The sequence below is a fragment of the Ligilactobacillus ubinensis genome (assembly GCF_024160875.1).
GTDB lineage: Bacteria > Bacillota > Bacilli > Lactobacillales > Lactobacillaceae > Ligilactobacillus > Ligilactobacillus ubinensis.
On record NZ_JAIULA010000014.1, the window covers coordinates 1 to 25556 of the forward strand.

General features: G+C 34.5%; 26 protein-coding genes and 1 riboswitch. Of the genes, 5 read left to right on the forward strand and 21 right to left on the reverse strand.

What is annotated here, in order from left to right; all coding sequences use genetic code 11:
• Nucleotides 1-395: 395 nt before the first annotated feature.
• From LB941_RS07605 to LB941_RS07640, 8 genes are all read right to left on the reverse strand, one after another.
• A complete protein-coding gene (locus LB941_RS07605) occupies nt 396-1019 on the reverse strand; it encodes a histidine phosphatase family protein (protein WP_253360863.1) in 624 nt (207 codons plus the stop codon).
• A gap of 100 nt (nt 1020-1119) precedes the next feature.
• Nucleotides 1120-2391, reverse strand: coding sequence for a serine--tRNA ligase (gene serS, locus LB941_RS07610; RefSeq protein ID WP_253360865.1), 1272 nt, complete (start codon nt 2389-2391; stop codon nt 1120-1122).
• 306 nt (nt 2392-2697) lie between these two features.
• Nucleotides 2698-4104: an amino acid permease gene (locus LB941_RS07615; RefSeq protein ID WP_425270529.1), complete on the reverse strand. Its 1407-nt coding sequence runs from the start codon at nt 4102-4104 to the stop codon at nt 2698-2700.
• A 185-nt stretch (nt 4105-4289) separates the two neighbouring features.
• Nucleotides 4290-4469, reverse strand: a riboswitch (Lysine riboswitch).
• Between the two features lie 63 nt (nt 4470-4532).
• On the reverse strand, nt 4533-5255 hold the full coding sequence (gene budA / locus LB941_RS07620; protein WP_253360870.1) for an acetolactate decarboxylase: 723 nt from the start codon (nt 5253-5255) through the stop codon (nt 4533-4535).
• Nucleotides 5256-5271: 16 nt separating this feature from the next.
• Nucleotides 5272-6954 (reverse strand): acetolactate synthase AlsS, encoded by a 1683-nt coding sequence (gene alsS / locus LB941_RS07625; protein ID WP_253360872.1) that lies wholly within the window; start codon nt 6952-6954, stop codon nt 5272-5274.
• Between the two features lie 279 nt (nt 6955-7233).
• Nucleotides 7234-7710: a GNAT family N-acetyltransferase gene (locus LB941_RS07630; protein WP_253360874.1), complete on the reverse strand. Its 477-nt coding sequence runs from the start codon at nt 7708-7710 to the stop codon at nt 7234-7236.
• A 29-nt stretch (nt 7711-7739) separates the two neighbouring features.
• Nucleotides 7740-8543: a zinc-ribbon domain-containing protein gene (locus tag LB941_RS07635; protein ID WP_253360875.1), complete on the reverse strand. Its 804-nt coding sequence runs from the start codon at nt 8541-8543 to the stop codon at nt 7740-7742.
• A gap of 17 nt (nt 8544-8560) precedes the next feature.
• Nucleotides 8561-9427: a LysR family transcriptional regulator gene (locus LB941_RS07640; protein ID WP_253360876.1), complete on the reverse strand. Its 867-nt coding sequence runs from the start codon at nt 9425-9427 to the stop codon at nt 8561-8563.
• A gap of 773 nt (nt 9428-10200) precedes the next feature.
• Here LB941_RS07640 and LB941_RS07645 point away from each other — a divergent pair.
• Nucleotides 10201-11289, forward strand: a complete 1089-nt coding sequence (locus tag LB941_RS07645) for an LCP family glycopolymer transferase (protein WP_425270528.1) — start codon at nt 10201-10203, stop codon at nt 11287-11289.
• A gap of 181 nt (nt 11290-11470) precedes the next feature.
• On the opposite strand, the gene LB941_RS07650 is transcribed toward LB941_RS07645, so the two are convergent.
• The 10 genes from LB941_RS07650 to LB941_RS07695 form a co-directional block, all read right to left on the reverse strand.
• A complete protein-coding gene (locus LB941_RS07650; protein WP_253360877.1) occupies nt 11471-12142 on the reverse strand; it encodes an ABC transporter ATP-binding protein in 672 nt (223 codons plus the stop codon).
• A gap of 14 nt (nt 12143-12156) precedes the next feature.
• Complete coding sequence (locus LB941_RS07655; protein WP_253360878.1) at nt 12157-13647, reverse strand: ABC transporter permease; 1491 nt, start codon at nt 13645-13647, stop codon at nt 12157-12159.
• 286 nt (nt 13648-13933) lie between these two features.
• Nucleotides 13934-14368 carry a threonine/serine exporter family protein gene (locus tag LB941_RS07660; protein ID WP_253360879.1) on the reverse strand — a complete coding sequence of 145 codons (435 nt, stop codon included), beginning with the start codon at nt 14366-14368 and terminating at the stop codon, nt 13934-13936.
• 11 nt (nt 14369-14379) lie between these two features.
• The gene (locus LB941_RS07665) at nt 14380-15132 is read right to left on the reverse strand and encodes a threonine/serine exporter family protein (RefSeq protein WP_253360880.1); all 753 of its coding nucleotides are present in this window, start codon (nt 15130-15132) and stop codon (nt 14380-14382) included.
• Nucleotides 15113-16336 (reverse strand): MDR family MFS transporter, encoded by a 1224-nt coding sequence (locus tag LB941_RS07670; protein WP_253360882.1) that lies wholly within the window; start codon nt 16334-16336, stop codon nt 15113-15115. The genes LB941_RS07665 and LB941_RS07670 overlap by 20 nt, the downstream gene beginning before the upstream one ends.
• Nucleotides 16337-16466: 130 nt before the next feature.
• A complete protein-coding gene (locus tag LB941_RS07675; RefSeq protein ID WP_253360884.1) occupies nt 16467-16667 on the reverse strand; it encodes a cold-shock protein in 201 nt (66 codons plus the stop codon).
• 166 nt (nt 16668-16833) lie between these two features.
• Nucleotides 16834-17481, reverse strand: a complete 648-nt coding sequence (locus tag LB941_RS07680; RefSeq protein WP_253360886.1) for a metal-dependent transcriptional regulator — start codon at nt 17479-17481, stop codon at nt 16834-16836.
• Nucleotides 17482-17565: 84 nt separating this feature from the next.
• On the reverse strand, nt 17566-18465 hold the full coding sequence (locus tag LB941_RS07685) for an RluA family pseudouridine synthase (protein WP_253360888.1): 900 nt from the start codon (nt 18463-18465) through the stop codon (nt 17566-17568).
• A 4-nt stretch (nt 18466-18469) separates the two neighbouring features.
• Nucleotides 18470-19342: a hypothetical protein gene (locus LB941_RS07690; RefSeq protein ID WP_253360890.1), complete on the reverse strand. Its 873-nt coding sequence runs from the start codon at nt 19340-19342 to the stop codon at nt 18470-18472.
• Nucleotides 19343-19364: 22 nt separating this feature from the next.
• Nucleotides 19365-19559: a hypothetical protein gene (locus tag LB941_RS07695; protein ID WP_253360891.1), complete on the reverse strand. Its 195-nt coding sequence runs from the start codon at nt 19557-19559 to the stop codon at nt 19365-19367.
• Nucleotides 19560-19832: 273 nt separating this feature from the next.
• Here LB941_RS07695 and LB941_RS07700 point away from each other — a divergent pair, with 273 nt between their 5' ends.
• Nucleotides 19833-20498 carry a phosphatase PAP2 family protein gene (locus tag LB941_RS07700; RefSeq protein ID WP_253360892.1) on the forward strand — a complete coding sequence of 222 codons (666 nt, stop codon included), beginning with the start codon at nt 19833-19835 and terminating at the stop codon, nt 20496-20498.
• Nucleotides 20499-20594: 96 nt separating this feature from the next.
• Here LB941_RS07700 and LB941_RS07705 read toward each other — a convergent pair whose 3' ends face one another.
• On the reverse strand, nt 20595-21383 hold the full coding sequence (locus LB941_RS07705) for a hypothetical protein (protein WP_253360893.1): 789 nt from the start codon (nt 21381-21383) through the stop codon (nt 20595-20597).
• 199 nt (nt 21384-21582) lie between these two features.
• Between LB941_RS07705 and LB941_RS07710 the strand changes: the two genes are divergently transcribed.
• The 3 genes from LB941_RS07710 to LB941_RS07720 all read left to right on the forward strand — a co-directional run bounded on the left by LB941_RS07710 (nt 21583) and on the right by LB941_RS07720 (nt 24168).
• Nucleotides 21583-23277 carry an oleate hydratase gene (locus LB941_RS07710; RefSeq protein ID WP_253360894.1) on the forward strand — a complete coding sequence of 565 codons (1695 nt, stop codon included), beginning with the start codon at nt 21583-21585 and terminating at the stop codon, nt 23275-23277.
• Between the two features lie 236 nt (nt 23278-23513).
• Nucleotides 23514-23720: a helix-turn-helix transcriptional regulator gene (locus tag LB941_RS07715; protein ID WP_253360895.1), complete on the forward strand. Its 207-nt coding sequence runs from the start codon at nt 23514-23516 to the stop codon at nt 23718-23720.
• A complete protein-coding gene (locus LB941_RS07720; protein ID WP_253360897.1) occupies nt 23713-24168 on the forward strand; it encodes a hypothetical protein in 456 nt (151 codons plus the stop codon). The genes LB941_RS07715 and LB941_RS07720 overlap by 8 nt, the downstream gene beginning before the upstream one ends.
• 108 nt (nt 24169-24276) lie before the next feature.
• On the opposite strand, the gene LB941_RS07725 is transcribed toward LB941_RS07720, so the two are convergent.
• Both LB941_RS07725 and LB941_RS07730 read right to left on the reverse strand, forming a co-directional pair.
• Nucleotides 24277-24618, reverse strand: coding sequence for an AzlD domain-containing protein (locus LB941_RS07725; protein ID WP_253360899.1), 342 nt, complete (start codon nt 24616-24618; stop codon nt 24277-24279).
• Between the two features lie 2 nt (nt 24619-24620).
• A complete protein-coding gene (locus tag LB941_RS07730) occupies nt 24621-25403 on the reverse strand; it encodes an AzlC family ABC transporter permease (RefSeq protein WP_253360901.1) in 783 nt (260 codons plus the stop codon).
• Nucleotides 25404-25556: the final 153 nt, after the last annotated feature.

Here is a 25556-nt window from a genome sequence, read left to right on the forward strand (position 1 = left end):
GCCAGGATCAAACTCTCATTTTAGAATTTGTGACTCATTAATTTGTTACTAGCGAATTGACTTCGCAAATGTTTGTACCTATTCTTTCGAATAGATAGCCCTACACATTTGATTTGTCTAAAAACTTTGTTCAGTTTTCAAAGATCTACTTGTTAAAAACCAACTGCTAAATTATATCACCTATAAAAAGAAAGAGTCAATAGCTTTTTATAAAAATATTTTTGTATATCATCATCAATATTATAGTAAATAATCTTTACTTTTGTAGCATACCAACAGCTTATAAATTGCGATGTAATGTAACAGCAACGTTTACTATAATATCAATTATTGCAGTCTTGGTCAACTATTTTATTAACTTTTTTTATTTTTGTATAAAAACCGAATATTAGATTTTACAAATGCAAGAAATCAGTTTTATTCCACTCTTCTAATTGAAATTCAGAAAAATCATTCGTACTTAAAATAGTTACACTCGTATTATCAACTAAGCCTTCACGTCTAATATCATTAAACTTTTCTCCAGTTAATGTTTTTGCAGCAAAAGAAATCACTAATGCATGTGCTGCAATTAAAACATTATCATCTTTTTTTGAATACTGTTGAAAGATACCTTCCAACCCATTTTGTATTCGTTGAACAAATTCGTAGTAATCTTCACCACCGTTAGACTTATAGTTTTCTGGATTGTTCATAAATGTATTAAATATTGGATCAGTAATATATTTCTTAACTACATCACCATCCCATTTACCAAAACGCATTTCTCTTAAATTTGGTGAAATAGTCAACTCAACATTTGTTCTCAAATTCATGATAATGTTCTTTGCTGTTTCAACTGCTCGATTTTGTGGGCTGCAAAATGCATGACTGAATTTAATATTACTTAAATAACTACCAACTTTTTGCGCATTTTTTATACTTTCAGGCAATAATGGAGAATCAACATCTCCCCCCTGAAACCGTCCTTGTTGGTTAAACTCTGTTTTTCCATGACGCACAAGATAAAATTTAGTCATTTATATTCTTCCTTTCTAAATCTAATTATCTTAATCTTAACATTTTCACAAAAAAAATAGGAAACTAGTACACCTAAATGTACTAACTTCCCTATTAAATTCATTTCGTAATCTTTTTTAGTCCGCCTAGATAAGGAACGAGTACATCTGGCACTGTCACGCTTCCATCTTCATTTTGATAGTTTTCTAAAATAGCAGCTACCGTACGTCCTACAGCTAATCCAGAGCCGTTTAATGTATGCACAAATTGTAATTTACCGTTTTCGTCGCGATATTGAATATGTGCTCTACGCGCTTGGAAATCTTCACAGTTTGAACAACTAGAAATTTCACGATATGTGTCTTGCGCTGGCATCCAAACCTCTAAATCATGAGTCATAGCTGCACTAAAGCCCATATCTCCTGTAGATAATGTTATTACATGGTATGGCAAGCCTAATTTTTCCATGATATTACCTGCATTTGTTGTCATCTTTTCCAATTCATCATATGAGTTTTCTGGTTTTGTATATTTTACCATTTCAACTTTATGGAATTGATGTAGTCTAATTAAACCTCTAGTATCTCGACCAGCACTGCCTGCTTCTGAACGAAATGATGGTGACATTGCTGTAAAGTATACAGGTAGTTTTTCTTCTGGAATAACTTCATCACGATAATAATTAGTTAAGGGCACTTCTGCAGTAGGAATCAAAGTCATATCTTGATCCTTGATTGAATAAACATCTTCCGTAAACTTAGGAAATTGGCCCGTTCCATACATTGAATTATGGTTAACCACATATGGTGGAATAATTTCTGTATAACCTTCTTTAGCATGTTCATCTAACATAAAGTTATAGATAGCACGTTCTAAGCGTGCTCCCCATCCCTTATAAAAAACAAATCTTGCGCTAGAAACCTTGGCTGCTCGACTAAAGTCTAAAATATCCAAATCTTCGCCAATATCCCAATGTGCTTTAGGTTCAAAATCAAATTTCCGCGGTGTGCCAACCTTACGTAATTCAACATTAGCTTCTTCATCAGCTCCAACTGGAATTGTTGGATTAGGTAAATTAGGTAACCGCGCTGCTATATCGTGTGTTTCATCTTTTATAACAGTCAACTGTTCGTCTAATTGTTTAATCTTAGCGCCAACTTCTTTCATTGCTTGGATTTGTTCACTTGCATCTTGTTTATTACGTTTGGCTTGTGCAATCGCTTCTGAAACTGTATTACGTTCTTGTTTTAGAGCTTCTGATTCAACGACTAATTTACGACGCAAAACATCCTTTTCAATCAATTTATCAATTGTTTCTTCTTTAACCCCTCGCGTAGCAAGACGTTTTTTAATCACATCAGGTTGTTGGCGAATCATCTTTATATCTAACATTTCTAAATATCCTCCTCGATAATAATTTAATAAGATAAAATAAAATGAGCCTTTCATCCCACTGTAATTGGGACGAAAAGACTCATTTCGCGGTACCACCCAAGTTCAATATATTGCTATACTGCCCTCATTAAAAAGATAACGGCTACCCGTGTGGAATTACCCACCCATACACAAATTCACTGGAGTTTCGATATTACAGTTTACACCTACCACTGTATCTCTGATTTTATCTACTTATGGCGAATCATGATGTTTCGATTATTGCTATGTTAATAATAATATTTTTTTTCAAAAATAGCAACTTTATTTATTTGCTTTCTCATCTGACAATTCATGTCTTGTCAAATCAATTTCTTCTAATGGAATTAATTTAGTCTTATATTTAATTTTGTAGTAGAAAAACAAAATCAAAAATAATGGCACTGACATATAGGTCACAGAAATTGCTTGCCAATCGAAGTTTGCGAAAGATTTCAAATCTTGACCTACAATAACTAAAATACAAATTACTAATGCTAGGATTGGTCCGAATGGAAACCACTTTGCTTTATAGCGTAGCATACCTAAATCCTTACCCTGTGCCTTAAATGCTCTTCTAAAGCGATAATGAGCTAACGCGATCCCTATCCATGCTATAAAACCTGTCAACCCACTTGCACTAACTAAGAAAGTATAAATTCTCCCTCCAAAAATACTGGATAAAAATGTCAACAACCCTACAAATGTCGTTACAATTAAAGCTGGCATTGGAATTCCACGCCCGTTAACTCTCCCAAAAATTCTAGGTGCATCGCCAGTTGCACCTAGCGCAAACAGCATTCGAGTAGATGCATACATCCCTGAATTAGCAGCTGAAACAACCGATGTTAAAATAACAGCATTCATGACCGATGCCGCAGAAGCCAATCCCGCCCGTTTAAAAACTAAAGTAAATGGACTAATCGTAATATCACTCGCACTAGAACCTAGTAAATTAGGACTTGTATATGGAATTATACAAGCTATTACGAAAATAGATAGTATATAAAATAATAAGATACGCCAAAAGACCTGTTTGATTGCTTTTGGGATACTCTTAGCCGGATCTTTAGATTCACCTGCCGTTATCCCAATTAATTCCGTTCCTTGAAATGAGAATCCAGCAACTACAAAGACACTTAATACGGTTGGAAGTCCACCCACAAAGGGAGCTTTTTTATAAGTTAAATTGTCAAAAAATGTTGCATGACCACCCATAATTCCAACTATCGTCAAAAAGCCAACCACTAAAAATACAATTACTGTTACTACTTTAATTAGTGCCATCCAATACTCTGTTTCTCCAAAAGAAGACACTGACAACGCATTAATTAAAAAAATTATTATTAGTGCTGCTAAACTGAAAACCCAACCTGGAACATTCGGAAACCAGTAGCGTAGAACAATTGCTGCTGTAGAAATATCAACAGCTAGTGTAATCGCCCAATTAAACCAATAATTCCATCCCATTGCAAAACCTAATGCAGGATCGACAAATCGCCGTGAATAAGTGGCAAATGAGCCCGTTACCGGAAGATAAGTTGCCATTTCGCCTAATGAAGTCATCAAAAAATACACCATTAACCCAATTCCAATATAAGCAACTAACGCTCCGCCTGGTCCAGCAGTTGAAATCGCTGAACCACTAGCTACAAAAAGTCCTGTTCCAATACTTCCACCAAGCGCTATCATCGACAAATGTCTTGTCTTCAACGCTCTTTTTACATTATTATGTTCTGCCACAAGCAAGAACCCTCCTAAATAAAAATATTTAGAGGTATTACACCAACAAGAAAATAACCCTTCAATAAAAACAAAAAAGCGCATCTTTCAAGTAACCGAAAGATGCGCCCATCTATTATCTATCAATTATTAAACATCTCGATAGCGCTCCGCAATATATTATTGCGACAGTCTCTAATTTCTTAAATTAGAGCCCAGCCTGATTAAGGTAAGGTATAATCAAACTTCGGCATTTGTCCCTTTTACTAAAGTCTAACATCACCTTACTGACAATCCTTTAGCTACTCTTAACAAATGCAACCTCTTTTCGATAATATTCATTATAGCTGAGATAATTAAAAAAACAAGTAATTTCTTAATATTTCATTAATAAAATATTATTCTTCCGCTTTTTTAATCTCCTCGCTTAATCCATCCATATCCAATTTATGATGCATAAAATCAGCATTATCCAATGGTAAATGTTGTTCAATTGTTGCAAATGGCTGTAAAAAGACTTTTGCATCTGTAATGCCAAAACTCAAAATATGACCACCCATTGTCTTAGCTTCATCTAAATAATGCAAATGATATCCAGCAGCTGCCATCCCTTGGAATAATTCTGGTGAAAAATAACCAATAACTGTCCCTTTACTGTCTTCTTCGTAGAAAATCGCCTGTTCACTTGCTACTTCCGCCAAAGTTGGATAAGGTTTCTTTTGCCCTTTAACTGCACGTGTTTGCATGTACTTAAAATTACCTACAATCTTAACTGCAAAAAAGATATTGTGATATGGGTAGTTCGCTAAAATATGCTTGCTTAATTGCTTCATATCAAGATCATGAACTTCAAAACCATCTTCAACATTTTGATCATCAAAATGAACTGTCGCAAATGGAATTAATGTATCTGGTCCAAGTACCTTTACTTCTCCAGTACTTCTCACTAAGTACGCTACCCCATCTAACATAATCATTTCGCCATCTAAACCAGTAGCAGTTCCAATTCCTGCATCGCCATGCTTTGCTAACTCATCTAAGCGAATAGTGCCATCTAATAACCCTGGAACTAAAGTTGCTAACGTTCCATGCTGAAAAACTCTTGTTGTATCCTTTGTCATTGTAACTCCCTCTTAATTAATGTAGTTGATCATCTAGAATTTGCTTGCCTAACTCTTGATTATAGCTATAGTCAACCGGAATATCTACAATAACTGGACCCTTTGTTGCAAATGCTGCATCAAGAACTTTTTCTAAATCAGCTGCTTTTTCTACTCGCATACCTTTAGCACCAAAACTCTCAGCATATTTTACAAAATCAACTGGTCCAAAATTAACTGCGGCTGAATCACCATATTTCATTTCTTCTTGGAATTTAACCATATCATAATGCCCATCGTTCCAAATAATGTGCACAATATTAAGATTTAACCGAACGGCCGTTTCAAGATCTTGCGCTGAAAACAAGAAGCCACCATCACCAGACACAGATACAATTTGTGTTCCTGGACGAACTAATGCAGCTGATATTGCCCATGGTAAAGCAACACCCAGCGTTTGCATCCCATTACTAAACAATAAGTGCCGTGGTTCATAACTTCTAAAATGACGTGCCATCCAAATATAAAAGCTACCAACATCAACTGTCACAGTCATATCATCAGTAATTCTATCTTGCATTGCTTGAATAATACTTAATGGATGATTTAAAACTTGACCATCTTCAAGTGCAGGTGGTTCATCACGCAAAGCTGCTTCTTTTCTAATTTCATCCAAAAATGATTGTGACTCAGCTGGTAATTGGTATCCACCCATATAAGGCAATAAGAAATCAAGCGTCTGTGAGATATCACCCACTAATTCTCTTTCAGGTTGGAAATTCTTATCTATCTCTGACCGCATTGAATCAACTACAACAATATGCGATGTTCTTTCATTGTTCCAGTTCCGTGGTTCATATTCAATTGGATCATAACCAATGGCAATAACTAAATCACTCTTTTTAAGCAATTTATCACCTGGTTGATTGCGGAATAAACCTACTCGACCAAAGAAGTCGGCTTCCATATCGCGCGGTATTATTCCGGCACCCTGGAATGTTTCCACAACAGGCAAGTGGGTGGCAGCAATTAAATTACGAATTGATTCTGTTGTTTCAGGATCAGAAGCACGCATTCCTAATAATAAAACCGGCAACTTAGCTGCTTTAATTCGTTGAGAAAGTAGTGTTGCCTCAACTGGACTGGCAGGACCCAACTGTGGTGGTTGGCGTGGTGTAATTACATCTGTTTCAACCTCAGCATCCGTTACATCTTGGGGTACAGATACAAAACTGGCCCCTTGCTTTGATGCTTCAGCTTCTTGGTATGCATTTGCGATAACTTCTGAAATATTTTCAGGTTCTTGTACTTCTGCACTGTACTTTGTAATTGGTGCAAACAAAGCTGCATTATCCATACTTTGGTGTGTTAAACGCAACAAATCCGTTCTTTGTACTTGTCCAGAAATAGCTAGCACTGGATCTCCTTCTGCCGTTGCCGTTACAAGACCTGTTGCTAAATTTGATGCTCCTGGACCAGATGTTGTAATAACAACACCTGGTTTCCCTGTGATTCTACCTATACCTGCAGCCATAAACGCAGCATTTTGTTCATGGCGTGTCACAATAAGTTTGGGTGCCTTAGGGTTAACCGGATGTTCTAAACGTTCAAAAACACGGTCAATCTTAGCACCAGGTATACCAAAAACATATTCCACATCATGATTTGCTAGGCTATCAACAATGGCATCAGCGCCAAAGCGTTTGTTCTCTTTTGTCATTATTTTTCCCTCTAAGTTTAATTTATTTATGAACAGACTTACTATTAATAACTATATAATTTAGTGTTCTTCACAATCTTAGCACCTTGAAAATAATAATTCCAGCCTCAAGAATTCTTGTGAAATACTTAATTATAAAAGTGTTGTTTGCCTTACATACATAGAGAATAAAAGGATTGCAAAACTTTGTGAATTTGTGTAAAATCGCACTTTTTAAGATAGCGGTTTCAAAAATGAATATAGAATAATAAGATTTTTAATTTCATCACTATAAAAATATTATTCTACATTATCTATTTGGCGCGTATACAAAAAAATATTCTGTTTAGTATACGATACTTTTTTAAAATCACATTTTTCAAGAACTCGTATAGATGCTCGATTATTACCCTTAACAAATGCCTCTAACTTATCCACGCCTTCCAACGAACTTTTGCAGATTGCTTGTAATGCTTCGGCCATATAACCATTTCCCCACACTTCTTTATTGAGTGCATATCCAATTTCAAAAACACGTTGTTGTTTTGTGGAATACAAACAAATGTTACCAATAACCCGTTGCTGTCGCTTATTAAAAAGCGCATATGCATCTTGTTTTTGTAAATCATTTAAAAATAAAACACTGGCTTGAATCGTTGTACAAGGGGGAAAGCCTGCTGCATTAGCCACTACAAATTGGCTAGCATAGCTATAAACATCTTGTAAATCATCTAATTCAAATGGACGTAAAATCAAACGTTTAGTTTCTATCTTCATTAGCTTCCCCCATTTGAAAAAAATAAATATTATTTATGCCCCTTTTTTCGTAATTCACGTACCGGATCTATAAACGTATATTTATCATTTGTAACTGATTGCTCTTTTGTAGCCAAAATCAAGGCTAAAATCTCCCCAAAAACCGGCACAAAGTACAACAAAATTGCATACCAAGGCAGCTCAGCATCATGATATCGGCGACATAAGCCTGTTCCAATGGCAATAAAGTAAAAAGCCAAATACAATCTAAAAAGAATTGTATAAACCGTTTCAACTGCGCTTGGCATTATCGCTTGAACAACACTCAGACTTAACTCAAGTAATATTGCAAAAAGAGCTGTGATGATTATCATTCCAACAAAGCCCCACCAAAAATCTGCTCTGCCGACACGCTTATTAATTGTCAGCCAATCTTGCAAAAAAAGCTTTGTAGATGCAACTAAACCCGGTTTCTCAGTTTCATTTTTTGAATTGACCGTACCCTTAATCTTATTTAACTCTTCATTTTCTTCTTTAGCTGTTTGTGCTAGTTTTTCCATAAATGAATTATAATTATCTAAATTTCCCGAAATTGGTTCGTCTACCTGTTCTTTGTCTTCTGACACTTTTTTTGTTTCCTCTTGTTTTGAATCAAAATCCAATGTATAGAGTTTCGCTTGATCAGCGGCACAAAAAATACAATAATTTGAATTCACTGGTATTTGCTTTCGACAGTTTTTACATGGTTTAGTTTCTTCTGTGGTATCAAACCTATCTTGTGCAACACCACAAGAGCTACAGATTCTAGCTTCTGCATCAATTTTTCGACCACATCTTTGACAATAATATTTCAAAATTCTCACTCATTTCTCTAAATGTTTAATTCTTTAAATTGTTCAACAAATTCTTTTAAAATTGGTGTTAATCTTCTTCCTTTACCCCAAATCAAAGCCATTTTTGTTTCCCATTCTTCACAATCAATTTTAGCTACATAATCTACTTTTTCTAACCAAGCAATTGACTCAGGTACAATTGCAATTCCAAAACCTGTTTTTGCCCAGTCAATTGCCATTCGTGCATTTTCGCATTGAACAACCATATTAGGTTCAACACCATACTGTATAAAAGTGCTCCTAAACAACGTTTGAAATGAACGATATATAATAAGCGGGTACCTACTTAGTATGGTAACATCAATTTCTTGTGGTATGTTATCTATTTTATATACTTTTGGGAAAACAGCAACCATCTGTTCATTAGTTAAATATTCAACGTCTAATCCATCTGAATTAAAAGGCGTTCTTATAATGGCTAGATCGAGCTGCCGCCGTTTTATTTTTTCAATAATATCATAAGCGTTATCTTCATAAACATCAAAATTAACCCTTGGCTCCAACTTATGAAACTGCTGTAATTGTTTTTCTGGCAATATCGCACTCGTAAGCAAATCAACACCTAGAGATATTGCTAGATTATCTTGATCGATTTTTCTCACTTTATTTTCTGTTAATTCTGTCAACTCTATTATTTGACGTGCATATTTCTCCAGCAAACACCCAGCATCTGTTAGTTCAATACCTCTTGCCGTCCGCTTGAATAGTTGCACATTAAGATTCTTTTCTAGTTTTTTTAACTGATAACTCAATGGAGGCTGTGCTATATTCAATCTTTTAGATGCTGCTGTAATTTGATGTTCTTCAGCAACCACCAAAAAGTATTGTAATTGTTTTAAGTTCATAAACACTTCCCCCTATGTTAATGACAAACTCATAATATACAATTTTTGTATATCATAAAGTATAAATTAGTATTTTTGATATATCAATTAAAAAGTTGGGATTTGAATATAATTTAAACTAAATAGGAAAGTTTTTTAAGATATGCTAACGACCGCTCTAACTATATTGGCAGTAGTAATATTTACTGGTACAATAAGTTCAATTCTAGGAAGCAATTATCCATATTGTCCTTCCTAGTAATGTGGCTTGATATTAAATATGCAATTAATATAAAATAACCACTGCTATCACTACTGCCTTATAATGTAGCGTTTAACAGTATTATTAATAGTGTTGACTTTTTTTATTTTTAATTACTAACCATCATTACAAAGCATCTCTATATTTCGTAAAAGCAGAAATTGTTACTCAACTTTCATTTTTAGACAAGAAAAGTAACAGCACTTATCATAATGAATGAGGCTAATAATTAGATTAAACATAAAATGCTAGTCTGCCCACTTACCGAGAGCATTCAAACTAAAAATCATAACTTGTTTAATTTAGGGACTAACAAGTCATTTTATACAGTGATAGAATTAATATTTTCCATCACTACTTTTGAGTGCTTTTATTTACTAGCAACACTATTTTGCTACATAGCGATTTTTAATTATTATCTGCGTTTATTTTCATGACAAAACGCAGATAATAACTAACGTTTTTTGCTTATTTTTTAATACAACAAGTCCAATTATATTGGGTATTAGTTTTAAACTAAAGGAGGAATTAGATGTCTGAATCTAATTATCACGACAACGAGGTGCCAAAAAGGCAACATAACCAGACTGATATGCCTGAGCAAAAATTACGACGACCTCAAAAACATCATAAACCTAGACCACATAAAAGTGGTTGCTTTTTTTGGGCACTACTCGTTTTTGTAATCTTAGCCATTATCGGTAGTATCTACATCAAAGATAGATATGATGCTGCCAAAAAAACGGCTAATAAAATTTATAATGCAAGCAATATTACAAAAGCACGTGATGTTAACGCTGTTTTAAAAGAAGGAAAGCCTGTATCGATCCTGTTAATGGGAACTGATACAGGAGCATTAGGCCGAACCTTCCAAGGTAGAACCGATACCCTGATGGTCGTTGTTCTTAATCCCACAAAAAAAACAATGACGATTGTTAGTATCCCTCGTGACGCTGAAGTTGCTGTTTACGGTTACGAACAGTATTTCCCAAGTAAAATCAATTCTGCTTATGCATATGGGGGTTCTGCAACTGCTATTAAAACTGTTCAAAAGTATCTAAATGTTCCAATTGATTTTTACGCAACTGTTAATATGGGAGGCTTAGAGAACCTTGTTAATGCTGTAGGCGGTGTTGATGTTAATCCACTATTAACATTCTCATATGATAATCAGAGTTTCACCAAGGGGACTACAACTCATATGAATGGTACACGTGCTTTAGCCTATGTGCGCATGCGTGATGACGATCCTTTAGGCGATTACGGTCGTCAAGCTAGACAGCGGCAAGTATTAACTAAACTTGCTTTTAAGAGCACTAAGCTCGTCAATTTACTAAATGATGGTTTCTTAAAGACCTTAACTAAACAAATGACTACAGATTTAACGTTTAATGATTTGCTTTATCTAGGTACTAAATATCGTGTAGCTACACATCACATGAAAACATACTCGTTGCAAGGTAGTACCGAGCTTATCGATAGCCAAGACTTTGAAGTTGTTAGTACCTCTGAAAAACAGCATATAACCAATATCTTACGTAAGTCACTTGGTTTGGTTCATGCCACAACTGGCAGTACCTTGTCCAGTTCAAATAGTATTAATACAACAGATAGTAACTAGCCTACTTAAAAGCACTAATCAGTACAGCTTTAGATACTGCATGTTCCTTGTTTACAACTTAATTGTTATTTTAAAATCGACCTCCAAAAGTTAGCTTTCTTTTCTAACTTTCGGAGGTCGATTTATTATTTATGTTATTTTAAACCTAAATTGATTATAACCATATCTATCTAAAATTAGATTACGCTTTAATCGCTGATTTAGTCGTAAATTCTTTATTTTTCAATTCAATCGTTTCATCACACATTTTAGCTACTTCTGGCTCATGGGTAACAATAATTACACATTTTCCTTGTGCATGCGCCAATTCTTGAAAGAGCTCAATTGTTTCTCGTGTGTTGGTTTCATCTAAATTACCTGTTGGTTCATCGGCCACAACTACCTTAGCATCACAACACATTGCTCGTACAATGGCTACACGTTGCTGCTGTCCACCTGAAAGACGTTGAACATTTTTCTTAGCCATATCCTGATCAATCCCTATTTTACTGAGCATATCAATAGCGTATTCTTTATCGCCCTTATGCTGTGAATTAGTAATTGCCATAGCTGTCAAAACATTGTCTAATGCCGACATATACGTAAATAGATTATATGACTGAAAAACAATTGACACGTATTTATTTCGGTAATTGGTTAACCCTATCTTATTTATCGCACGGCCATTATATAAAACCTCACCTTCACTTGGTTTATCTAGACCCGCAATAAGGGATAAGAACGTCGTTTTACCAGATCCACTACTACCCACAATTGCATACGTTTTACCTTCTGCGAATTGGAGATTAACATTACGATATAAAGCATTAGCTTGGTGATCATACCAATAACCGATATCTTTTGTTTCTAGCATTCTCATGCTCCTTTCTAACTAATCAAAATTTTCTTAGGCTCTAAGCGCATAATTCCAATTGAAGCTAACATAATTGACAAGAATATAATTGATAAGCCAAACCCACCTAATTCAGCGAGTGATAATATATCCACATCTGTGCTTAATTGTGATGAAAGTTGACTTGAACTAGTACTTGAGGCTGCTGTTGTCATCATATTACCGCCACCACTTTTACCACTTGGAGCAGAGTTGCCACCGCCGCCACCGCTTGGAGCGCCGCCACCACTTGGTGCACCACCGGTTGAATTGCCTGTCGTTGATGTTGTTGTCGCAGTAGTCGTTGTTTGCTGACTTACTAATTGCTTGCTCAAAGCACTTCCAACAAATTTGCCACCAATACCGGCAATTACAAGTGAGACAATCATAATCATAAACATCTCGGCAAAGAATTGTGCGATAACTTTCCAACGTTTCTCACCCAAAGAGAGAAGAACACCTATTTCGTACCGCCGTTCACGAATCATTAATATTATGATTAATGCTAGGATGATAGTTCCAGCAATTGCTACTAACCAAACAATCTTATTAGCAAAACTCTTAATATTATTCAATGGTGTCAGCATTGATTGATAAGTACTATCATCTTTTGAAACTGAGAACTTGTTTGTATTGATCAAAGACTTAGCATATTTGATGAATTTATTTGCCTTTGCAGGATTGCTTAAATTGAAGACAACAGAATCAGCTGTTCCTGAATATTTGCTACCTTTTAGTTTATTAGCAAATGTATATGCTGTATACAAAGTATTAGACGGATCTGATTGCATCGTACCTGTACTTGTAGATGAAGTTGATGAGGCTTTATAAATACCAACAACTTTTAAAGTATATTTTGTTCCAGATGTTGATTTGATTTTGATTGTACTACCAACAGAAATATTATTTTCCTTAGCCAATTCTTTTTCAATAACAACATTATTTGTCCCTGCATCTGAACTTCTTATTCCACGACCACTAGTGATTTTATATGAGCCACTAGAAAATGAGCTAACTGTACTTGTCGCCGATACACCAGAAATAGTTAGATCACCTGTCGAATTTGAACTTGAACTCGAGTTAGACTTTCCGCCAGGGCCACCACTCATACTGCTATTAGATGAACTAGTCTCAATTGCATCAAATGATTTTGCATTTGCTGTTGTAGAAGTCGTAATATTATACGACTTTATATATGATGAACTAGCAATCTTCTTCGCAGTCTTAACAGAAACACTAGCTAAAGAGAGTTTCTTTGACTTTGAAGATGAGGAGTTTAGTTTTTTAAAGGCATTTTCACGATTTGCAGATAAGGTAACAGTTGCCCCTGCACTTTCCTTTGCATTTTCGGCTGCCGTCGTCGCGGCATTTTGAATCAAAATACCCGCTAAAACAAACATTAAAATTGCCGAAAGCACTAATGTAAGCAAAAGTGTGCGCCCTTTCTTGGCCTTTACATTTAAAAAGGCTCTATTCATAAAATTCATATTTTCGCATCCTCCAAAAAGATAATTTATAATAGCACTGCGTTTTAGCAATAATGTAAGCTTATTTTATAAATATGAAATTTCTTAGAAGTATATACGAACTTATTCGTTATAAAATGCAAAATTTTGCCTAAAATACTTTTTTATAACAAAAATAGGATAAAAAAACGGTTACTTTCACTTAAAAAAAACAATGCATCTAACTGCTTGTTTTTCTAATTAAGTTTCGTAATTCCTTTTTTATCCCATATCTTATGTTTTAAATCTTTTTTATTTGAATCTATAGTCAACGATTGCTAATTTTAAAATAGAGCTGTCCAACTAGTTCAGATAGAAAGAAACCCATAGCTATTGCACCCGCAATCATCGCTACTTGAACAAGATAACTAATTGCTAAAATATTATTGTTTAAAGCAAAAAAGCGGACTGCTTGATAGGCCTGACCCCCAGGTACTAATGGAACTAGGCTTGGAATATTAAATAAAATTGTCGGCATTTTTTGCCAACGAGCAACAAAAATTGAACAAACTCCGATAGCTAAAGCAGAAACTAAGTTAGCCATCATTACTCCACCTTCGATTTGCTTAACAAACATATAAGTCAACCAACCAAACATTCCAACAAAACCACAAGCGTGTAATGCACGTCGTGGAATATTAATAATGACACCAAATGCAATTGATGCTAAGTAACTAAAAAGAGCATTAATAATCCATGTCAATTATTTTCACCTCACATAAAACGTAAAATAAACGCAATGCCTAATCCAAGCGCACAAGCAGACAAAGCTGCTTCAGCACCACGTGCAATACCACTTAAAATATGTCCCGCCAACAAATCACGTACCGCATTAGTAAGTGGAACTCCTGGAACTAGTGGCATCAATGCACCAATTGTGATTTGATTAACAGTTGTACCAAAATGCATTCGGACAAATATCACTGCAAAAAAGCCAATCACTAACGCTGCTATAAATTCACTTACAAAACGAATCTTAAAGCGCGTATTAAAAAAGTAAAAGCAACTAAACCCTAATGCACTAACAATTACGGTTGGCAAGAAATCTTCCCATGATGATCCATACATAATTACAAGCAACGCCCCCATCAATGCGGCTGCGATTAATTGCCAGTAAAAGGCAAAAAAGGGAGCTGCCGTATCAATTTCAACCAACTTATTATAAAATTCCTGTAACGTCATTTTATGCGCTTGGAATGCTCGTGAGGCTTCGTTTACCCGAGAAACTTTTTCTAAATCAATTGTTCTTTTCGTAATTGGTTCAACCTGTGCTTGATATCGCCGTGGAATAGACATGGTAATTCCTGTTGTTGTTTCAAAAATTTTAGGCTCATCAATCCCAGCATTACAAGCAATTCTCTTTAAAGTACTATCAACTCGAGCCATATCAGCCCCATTTTCAACCATAATTTTTCCAGCAAGCATTACTGTTTCAATAATCAAACTATCATCTTGTGTGGTTGCCATGTCTTTCACCAGCTTTTAAATTAATTTTAGTGCAGATTATAAGTGCTACTTCCCCTAAAAGCACTCCCAAAACCATAAGCAAAAACAAAATATTATAAGAAAAAAGTTCAATAATTATTCCACCAAACAACGGACCTACAGCATGACCTAATGAAGATGCAATTGCCAAGCGACCTTGGTACTTTCCCTTTTCGCTTAGACTACTAAATCTATCAACAATCGCCGGAATCGTTGGAAATACACAAACCTCTCCTACGGTTGCCAATACCATCGACAGGATAAACATTATATATGTATGTGCAAAAATTAAAGATCCAAAAGCAACTATAAATATTCCGATTCCAAAATATAATTTATTAAAAATATTAATCTTGTAATGTTCATCTAACCAACTAATAAACGGTTGCAAACAAACAATTATTACCCCATTTATCGTCCATAATAAACTATAGCGTGCTAACGGGATCTTTAAGCTTTCCATATAAACTGACAAATTACTTTGCCATTGTGAATAGCCTAATGAAATCATCAAATAGGTTATCAAGATAGCCATAATTACAATAACAAAACGGCGACTGGTTTTGTCACCAGTTTGACTAACTTGCATTTTCTTCTTTTTAACATGTTCTGGCACTACAAAAAAGGCCGCTGCAATTAGCATAAAAAGAGCAAACATCACAAAGTTTATAACAAAAATCAACCTAATACTAATTTCTACAATAAATCCAACGGATAACGTTCCAATAACAACACCTAAGTTAGCCATAAAATAAAGCAAATTAAAAACATAACGTGAGTCGTATTTTTCAATCGCCGTAGCAAGCGAATTCGTAATCGTTCCTGAAACACCTATCGCAAAACTATTGATTACAATTAATATCGGATAATACGGCCAACCATTCTTAAAAATCAAGATACCTAATGCTAGCAATGATACGCCTAAAGATACAAGCAACGCTTTATATGCATCTTTATTGTCATATATATAGCCCCCTAAATAATTGCCACCAATCATTGACATTGAACTGCAAAATAGAACAATTCCTGCCATCGTTAACGTTTGATGCAAATAATTGTGCATATAGATCGTTGTTAACGGCCACATGAAACTCATACCAGTTGATTCAACCAAATTACCGATTAATAGCCAAATTAGATGCAACTCTCTTTTTTTGCGTATGATAGTCCCCCCCCTTTTTTTCAAATAGTATAACTGATTATATCAGAAACTAAGAAAACGTAAAGACTATGCTACCGTAAAAATATTTTTATACTACAAAAAAGCCAAGGATTACTCCTTGACTTTTTCTTGCTATTAAAATTTAATATTTAAATTAAGCTTTTACAACGTTAACAGCTTGTGGTCCACGATCACTTTGTTCAACGTCAAATGTAACTTTTTGGCCTTCATCTACAGTTTTGAAACCGTCGCCTTGGATAGCTGAGAAGTGAACGAATACGTCACTACCATCTTCGCGTGTGATAAAACCAAAACCTTTGTCTGCATTAAACCATTTTACTGTTCCTTGTTCCATTATAGAAATCCTCCTATTGCGCCAAAAGGCACTTAATAATAATTTTTGTAGTTCTGAATTGGTGCAATGGAGAAAGTTAATTGAAACATCCTAACCACATAACCCATGCAAAAGTACATAAGTAAGTATAGCATATAGATTAAATAAAAGATAGATGTATTTACATTTATTTTACAAAAATATAATGCGCAGCTTTATAGCCAATATCCATTTCTTCATTGGTGTTTTTTACAAATATTTTTACTGGGCCTTCAAACGGTGTATGTTCCAAGATTTTAATCTGATCACCGATATTTAGTTTAACATCTGACAAATACTCCAATAAATCATGATTATCTATAAAACGGTCTACAACTGCTTGCTTTCCATCTTGTAGACTTGCTAACACTTGATGTGTGTCTTCTTCATATTCTCCATCTTTAGTCGGGATAATCCCACCATGTGGACAACGCTTAGGATGACCCAAAAAGTCTTCTAAATGATCCATTAATTCACTACTTGTTATATGCTCTAGCACTTCCGCATCAGTATGCACATCTTGTAGCTTATATCCCAATTTGTCCACTAAAAAAGATTCCCACAGGCGATGACGTCTAACTAAATCTTCTGCTACCTTAGCGCCCTTAGGTGTTAATGATATTCCTGCATAAGGTTCATGTTCTACTAAATCACCTTCAACTAATTTTTTTATCATTTCAGTAACAGATCCTGCAGCTACATTTAAACTAAATGCTACTTGTTTATTGGAAATCTTTTTTCTCTTTCCACCTAGTTCAAAAATAATCTTGAGATAGTCTTCTTTTTTGGGTGTCATCCTTTCACCTCATTTACCAAATCACATTTATCAATACTGTGGCTGTTTGTCATCTTATTTACCTCTCTTGCTAGCAAGTTATCATCAAAGCTCTCTCTTCGCATTTTCTAAAACTATCCGCATGTCCATGGGAAGTTTATCCTTAAAAGTCAATGTTTTTTGCGAAAACGGATCAGCAAAACTTAATTCGTAAGCATGCAAAGCTTGTCTTTTAATTCCCATATTTAATGGGCCTCTATACAGCATATCTCCCACTAACGGGTGACCTATGTATTGAAAATGCACTCTAATCTGATGTGTTCGCCCTGTATGCAGCTTAACGTCAACTAAAGTCATACTTTTACCAAAATGTTGCTTAACCCAATACTCTGTTTTAGCACTTTTCCCCTCTGCTGAAACCTCCTGATAAGCCTCTCCTTCTTTACGTCGCAAGGGTTCTTCAATAAAGCCATGTTCTTTTGCTACATATCCGCTAACAAGTGCATAGTAACGTTTATCAAAACTATGATTAACCACTTGCTTATCAATTAGACCTTGTGCAAAACCGTGTTTAGCTAATAAAACAATTCCACTTGTATATCTATCTAAACGTGTAATAATATGCGGAATCGAATTTTCAGCTTGCTGCTTTATCAGATAATACTTCACCCTATTAACTAAAGTGTCAGTCCGATTGCTTGGTCCAGGAACACTAGTCAATCCAGCTGGTTTAGAAACAACTAACCAATTTTGATCTTCATACAAAACGTCAATGTTTTTTTCACTTGGCTGAATAGCAACAACTTCCTTTTCTACTGGCAATTCTAACGTGATTTTATCACCCTTTGCTAGTATATGCTGTAATTCTTCTTTTTCGTTATTAAGCAAAATAGTTCCTTGACCCCGGCGTATTTTACCAAGTAGTCGATGACTAACACCTTTACTCACCAAAAAGCGTTTTAGTGTTTGCTCTTGTTTATCTTCTTTTTGCCATGTAAACTCCATGCACCTACCTCTTTATTCGTGATCCTACAAGGCCTACTATTAGCACAATAAACGATATAGCTGCAACCCACAAAGAATAAGTTTGGAACACATCCAAAATTGCATTACCAAATTTTTCGAGCATATTGCTAAAGATTCCTGCGGATGTAGGGACAACAGTTCCCACAAAATCAACAGCCTTTAATCCAGTTAGAACAAAAACCGTAGGAATGCCAAACCAGACACCTGCAACACCAAGATAATATAGCCATCTTAAAAAATTAAATGATTGTAAGACCAACAATAGTATTACTAGAATAATACTACCAATCACACCTATCATAAAACTTTTATTTGCAATTGATCTTATTGTCTGAAGCATTGTCTGTAATTTTGTAAGTGGTCCATCACTGGAAAGCTCTGTACTAACTTCACTTTGAATCGTTGTAATAAAGCTACTGCGTAAACTAGTATAGTATTCCCCCGTTATAGATAAGCCCTTTGCTTGAGCCTTTTGATCAATATTTTTTCCAACTTGATTTGCAATTGTAGTTGTATTAAACAACGTTTTTTTATTTGCATATAAATTATTTAATGCTTGTTTAAAATCTATCTTAACTTGTTTTTTCGTAATCAAATCGCTTGTCATACTACTAGGAACTCCTGCTGAACTAGCCGCATTACTAATTTCACTATTTAAATTTTGATATAATTCATTAATATATTTTGATTGAAATAATTGATTAGTTGAAAAATCTGCATCTAATATGGTTTTCTTTAACGAAAATCCAATAAATGTACAGCCTATTGTGATAATCAATAAAAATGTTACAAACCATGTGATCCCCTTATGTGTACCACTATCTTTTGGTATTCTATTGCTTCTTGACATTTGCATAGCAACATTTCCTTCCTAACCATTAACGACGCCAATAACTCATAATTAAAATATCCCCTACCATTACAAACAGTAATAACATGCTCATCAACTGCATATAGCCACTGCTATCAACTACAAACAGATGTTTTAAAAAATCTGGACTAATCGAATACACTACAACCCAAACTAATATCGCTAACATCTCAGCATAATTTCTTCTAGGTAATAGTCGCATTTTTTTCACCTCTAACCCAACTTTAGCATCTTCACATAGTAAATGAAATTAATGTCTAAAACCACGGATGTAATTCTATCCTACTTAAACTAAATTTCAAGAATATGAAAATACTAATTTAGAATTCTATTTTTTATTATACCTTATTTTTTATTATCAACAAGTTTTTTAAGTTCATTAAATCCTGACTAAGATTACTCTATACTGTCATTTTTTTAGAATAACTATGCTAGAATTTTTAGGATACATCAAAAAAAGGGGATTATTTTTATAATGTACACTACAAGATCTATGAATAAGTTTCGTCTAGGTTTAATCGCCAGTTACTTATTTTCTTTTTTGGTTTTAGCTTTCTTAGTAAAAAACAGCAATACACTCATTTCAACATTTGATTCAAAAATTCAAAATGTATTTGTGCCTTTTACTACTCCAACGACTACTAAAATTGTTCACTTTATTAGCAATTTAGGTAGTCCAGCTGTTTCGTTTATCTTTTCGCTATTTGCCTTAACTTTTACATACATTATGTATTCAAAAAAAGAGGCTATCTGGGCCTTAATTGTTTTAATAAGCGGAGAATTGCTCGTCCATATTATTAAAAATTTAATGGCACGTCCACGTCCTTCTGATAAATTAGTTTCAGCTACTGGTTTTAGCTTCCCTAGCGGGCATACATTCGGGACGGCACTTCTAGTCTTAATTGCCATTTACTTATTAGTACCTCATCTACACAATAAAACCCTACGCATTTCTTTAATTATTGGGGGACTTGTTTGGATTGGTATAATTGGTCTAACCCGTATCTACCTACATGACCACTATCCAACCGATGTTTTAGCAAGCTTATTACTAGTTGGAACTATTTGGGAAATTGCACGTATTTATCAACCGCAAGTTTCTAATCTTACTCATAAACACTTTGCTCACTTTAAATACTAGAATATATAAAAAGACAATCTTTCATCTAACTTAAAAGATATATGTAGCTAATACCTATCTCTTTTAAACTAATCGATGAAGAATGTCTTTTTTTTATCACTTATAATAATGTGCAATTTGTTTTACCGTCTTATTTTGACGACGAGCCCGTAAAACAACATCACGTAATTTGGTGGGAGTAAATGTTGTTGTATCGACATTTTGACTCTTTAAATCCTTTTTAGCCTGCTCAATTTCTTTTTGAGTAACTGTAACATTTGGTTTTTGCGAAACCTTGGGACTACTGTTATCAGCGTCACTATCAACTGTATAGCCTAAGCGTCGTAGAATTCTATTATTGTAGGTTTGTAATTTCTTTGCTTTTTTTCTAATTTCTGTATAATAGCTCTGTTTAATGTTCCCATATCCTAAAATAACTGCTAATTTTGTATTCGAAGCCGTATACTGATATTTTTGCGAAAGCTTTTTAGCCTTCGTGTATGTTTTATTAAATAACTTAAGTTCCTTAATTACTTCCTTTAATTCAGTTTGTTTCTCTGAGGCTCGGCGCACTAGCACACTTGATCCTCCATCAATTGATGCAACCACTTGAAAATTCAGTCGGCTCTTGGCATAATCTTTTTTCTTTAATTGCTCTAAACTTTCTTTATAAATTCGAGTTTGTCGTAAATATATCTTTGCCTTTTCGTCAGATTGTTTCTTTTTTAATGCATCCCGAAAATTTAGCATCGCTGCATCATATTGGCCCTTTTCAATGTCTTTTTGGCCTCTTTGCATCATCATGTTGTAATTTTTTTGTGTTTCAATACCTTTGGTATATCCAAATCCTATAAAAACTATAGCAACAGTTATACCCACAATCGTCCACCATAACCAACGTTTCATTTCATCACCTCGGTTTTATATAATGCATCATAATATATTGATTTTATTATACCATTTCAGTGCTATTGTGGAAAAGAAAGTTAACTGGATCTTTATAATGATGCAAAAACGCTTTATTGTCGCAGTGCTTTAGATTTCAACATTTGTTTAAAAAGGATTATAATTAGTTTGTAATCGATATCACAAGGAGGCACTTATTATGAAAAAAAGTAAAGCAGTAATGATAGGCGCTGGATTAGCTAATATGGCTGGTGCAGTTTATCTGATTCAGGAAGGAAATTTCTTAGGAAAAGATATTACATTTTATGCTCTCGATACTCATGGCTCTAATGATGGCTCCAGTGTTTCGCAAGCAACTACCGAATATTGGAATAAAAACCATCCGCTTGATAATACTTTAGGCTATGTCGCACGAGGCGGTAGGATGTTAAATTATCGTACCTATGTTGACTTGATGGACCTACTTAGTCGTATTCCTTCTGTAACTGAAGAGAATATGTCTGCTGCTAAAGATACCCGTGATTTTGATGCCAAGCATCCTACTTATGATAAAGCACGTCTTTTGAAAGCTGGTGTTGGAATTGTTGATGGTCATAAGTTAGGTTTAAACAATACAGATCGTTTATTGTTAACTAAACTTGTAACTATGCCTGATAACGAAGAAACAAAGTTAGATAATGTTTCAATTGCAGAATACTTTAAAGACGATCCGCATATGTTTGAAACAAACTTCTGGTTTATGTGGGAAACAACTTTTGCTTTTAGAGTACAATCTTCTGCTCAAGAATTACGTCGCTATATGCATCAGATGATTTATGAATTTACCCAAATAGAACACTTAGTTGGTGTTAACAGAACCCGCTACAATCAATACGAAAGCATCATGCTTCCTTTGATTAAATATTTGGAAAGTGAAGGCTGCAACTTCGTTATGCACAGTCGTGTAACTGATTTTCAATTTAAAGAAACAACTATGCAAGACGAAATTACAGTAACCGGTCTAGAGATTCTTAACACCGATACGAATGAAGCTCATCATCTAGAAATAGATGATGACACTGCGGTCTTCTTTACAAATGGTTCCATTACTGATTCAGCAACACTAGGTGATTTGAATACTCCAATCGTTGAAAATCCTGATTATGGTGCTGCTGCCAGTCTCTGGAAAAAGGCCTGTGAACACTTCTATAATCTTGGGTCACCTGATAAGTTTTTTGCAGATCGCAATGCTTCTGAATGGATTAGTTTTACTTTAACTACTAAGAATCATCTATTATTAAATGAAATTACTCGGATAACAACTCAACTACCTGGCAACGCACTAAATTCTTTCTTATCAACTAAGCCAGTTACTGAAACAGGTCTCACTGATGTAAATATGTCAATTGTCGTTCATCATCAACCACACTTTACAACTCAAAAACCAAATGAAAGTGTTATCTGGGGATACTTCTTATATCCTCGTCGCACTGGAGAATTTGTCAATAAACCTTATATTGAAATGACTGGTGCTGAAATGGTAGAAGAACTTCTCGGTCAACTCTCAAAAGTTGATCCTGGTCCTGTTAACATAAAAGAAAAAACTGATGCCATTATGGATAGTATCATCAACTGTATCCCTGCATATATGCCATATGCATCAGCATTGTTTAATAATCGTGCCAAAAGTGATCGTCCAGAAGTAATTCCAACACACTCAACTAACCTTGCTTTTACAGGTGAATTTGTTGAGCAACCATATCAAATGGTCTTCACTGAACAAAGTGCGGTTCGTTCAGGTGAGATTGCTGCCTATTATTTCGCTGATGTACCTATGAAAAACTTAGTTAAGAATCCACGTTTTGATAAAGATCCTCGCGTTCTCGCACGTGCCTTAAAACGCATGTTCATCTAAAGTTTGCGAAAACTAGAAAAAACTCTTTGAGTTGAAGTGCCCCATAATTGTTAGTCATGGAAACTAACAATTATGGGGCACTTCAAGTCTAACTTAACTTGAAGAGTTCTTTTATTATTATCATAAAATCTTTCTCAAAATTTCCAGCATAAATGTAAAACATATTTGATATAAAAAGTAAAATATGTTTTACTTTTTATGTGCCTAACATATTAATTCTTAAGGACGGTATTCATATGAGAAATCGAATTAAAGAATTACGCAAAGAAAAACATTATCCCCAAGCACAACTTGCTAAGCTTGTTGGTGTCACTCGTCAGACGATCATTGCCATTGAAAATGACAAATATGACCCATCTTTGAGCCTTGCATTTAATCTTGCTCGTATTTTAAACGTGCGAGTTGATGAGTTATTTATTCAGGAGGAAGAATATCATGATTAATACTAAAAGAAACATTTTATTAACCACACTTTATGGTAGTTGCGATTTAGTTGGTCTCTGTCTTTTACTAGCAACTTTATTTCTAGATTCGTACTATCTATATTTTTTTAGCATATTGCTGATAATTATACCCTTCATTTTCATAGCAACTAAACTACGAAAAAACAAGAAACACTCTATCAAAATATTTGATTTATTGGAAAATGGTTATCCTTTAGATATGGAACACAATGACGAACGCGAATGGCGAATAATGCTAACTGCCACTTATATTAGTTACCGAATCACATTAGCTACCGCTTTGGTATCACTTGTTATTCTGCTATTATTGCTTAAACTTAGTTCTTTATTTTCAGCTTTCTTATTTATCGAATTAGCAGTTGTCGTCCCAATTATTACTGGTCAATGGACTTATCTAATTACATATTACAAGCTTGACCGTTTCTAATAATTATTTTTATCTCCACCAATTGTCTACAATTTTAAAAACACGATTGAAAATGCTCAGCTAATGAGAACTTTCAATCGTGTTTTTTTAATTTTTTATCTACTTAAATTATACAGCCACAAACATTGACAAAATCATTACTGCAACAAGTCCCACCACAACAGATAGACCCATCGACCTCGTTTTGTATGCTACACCTATTACGATAATAGCAGCTATAATTTTTGCAACATTACTAGCACCAACAAAGGTATAGTTGCTCGTATTCATAAACATATCTTTTACAACTAAAGCTGTAAATAAAGAAACAGGTACATACTTCATCCATTCATTAAACCAATTTGGAATTTTACGCGTTGCAAAAATTCTTAATGGTATTAATCGTGGCAAAAACGCTGCTACCATAGAAAACAGGACCAATAAAAAATGATCCATCGTTGAATATCCCATTGTTATTCTCCTTCTGAATCGCTCTTAGGCACTGAAACTCGTCTACCTTTGCTATGGTGCTTAATCTTACCCAACAAAAAGCCTCGTTCATGCCCGTGTTTGACCAAATAATCTTCAACTGCAAAACCTACTAATGAAGCAATCAACGTTGCAATGATCAAACCCATCGTACTTTTTAAAAGACACATTGCAACAATTGCAACAATTGCAGATAATAAGCTTACTAAAATAGTCAATTTGTTTTTTACCTGCATAATTATCATATACAAAAACATTGCAGTTAATGCAAAATCTACAATCGAAAGATTAATCTCAATCAAACTGCCAATAAAACTACCAATCAAGTTTGCGACAGACCAAAATAACAAAGAATAGTGTTCTACCATTAAAGCATCACTGGGTTTCCATTCTTTGTCTGTTGCAAATTTTAAATAGTTAACAGCATAGTTTTCATCATTCATGTGCATCGCAAAAATATAAAGGAATTTTCTGCTAGTCCCCCGTAAGTACTGAGACAAGCTTGATCCTAGCAGTGCATACCGTAATTCAAGGAAGAAAAGCATCAACACTATCGTGTGTATTGGCGCATTAGTTACCAACATTGATGCAATTAAAAATTGCGCTCCACCAGAAAAAACAAGCAGCGAGACCAAGAGTGTCAAAATTGCATTGAAGCCTGCTTTATTCAATAAGATACCGCAAGCCAATCCAATAGGGACATAACTTAAACACAAGGGCAAGGCAACACGTAGTACTTCCACCCAACGTGGTTCTTCTTTTTTCACCAAATTAAGCCTCCATCAAAAAATAAAAAGTTCCCTTAACATTGATTATAACATAGCTATTATCAATAAGTATTAATTCTTTTAAAGTATGAGAATAACTTTAGCTTCATTCTTCCTATACAATTTAAGCATCTCTAGCATTATGTTAAGTAC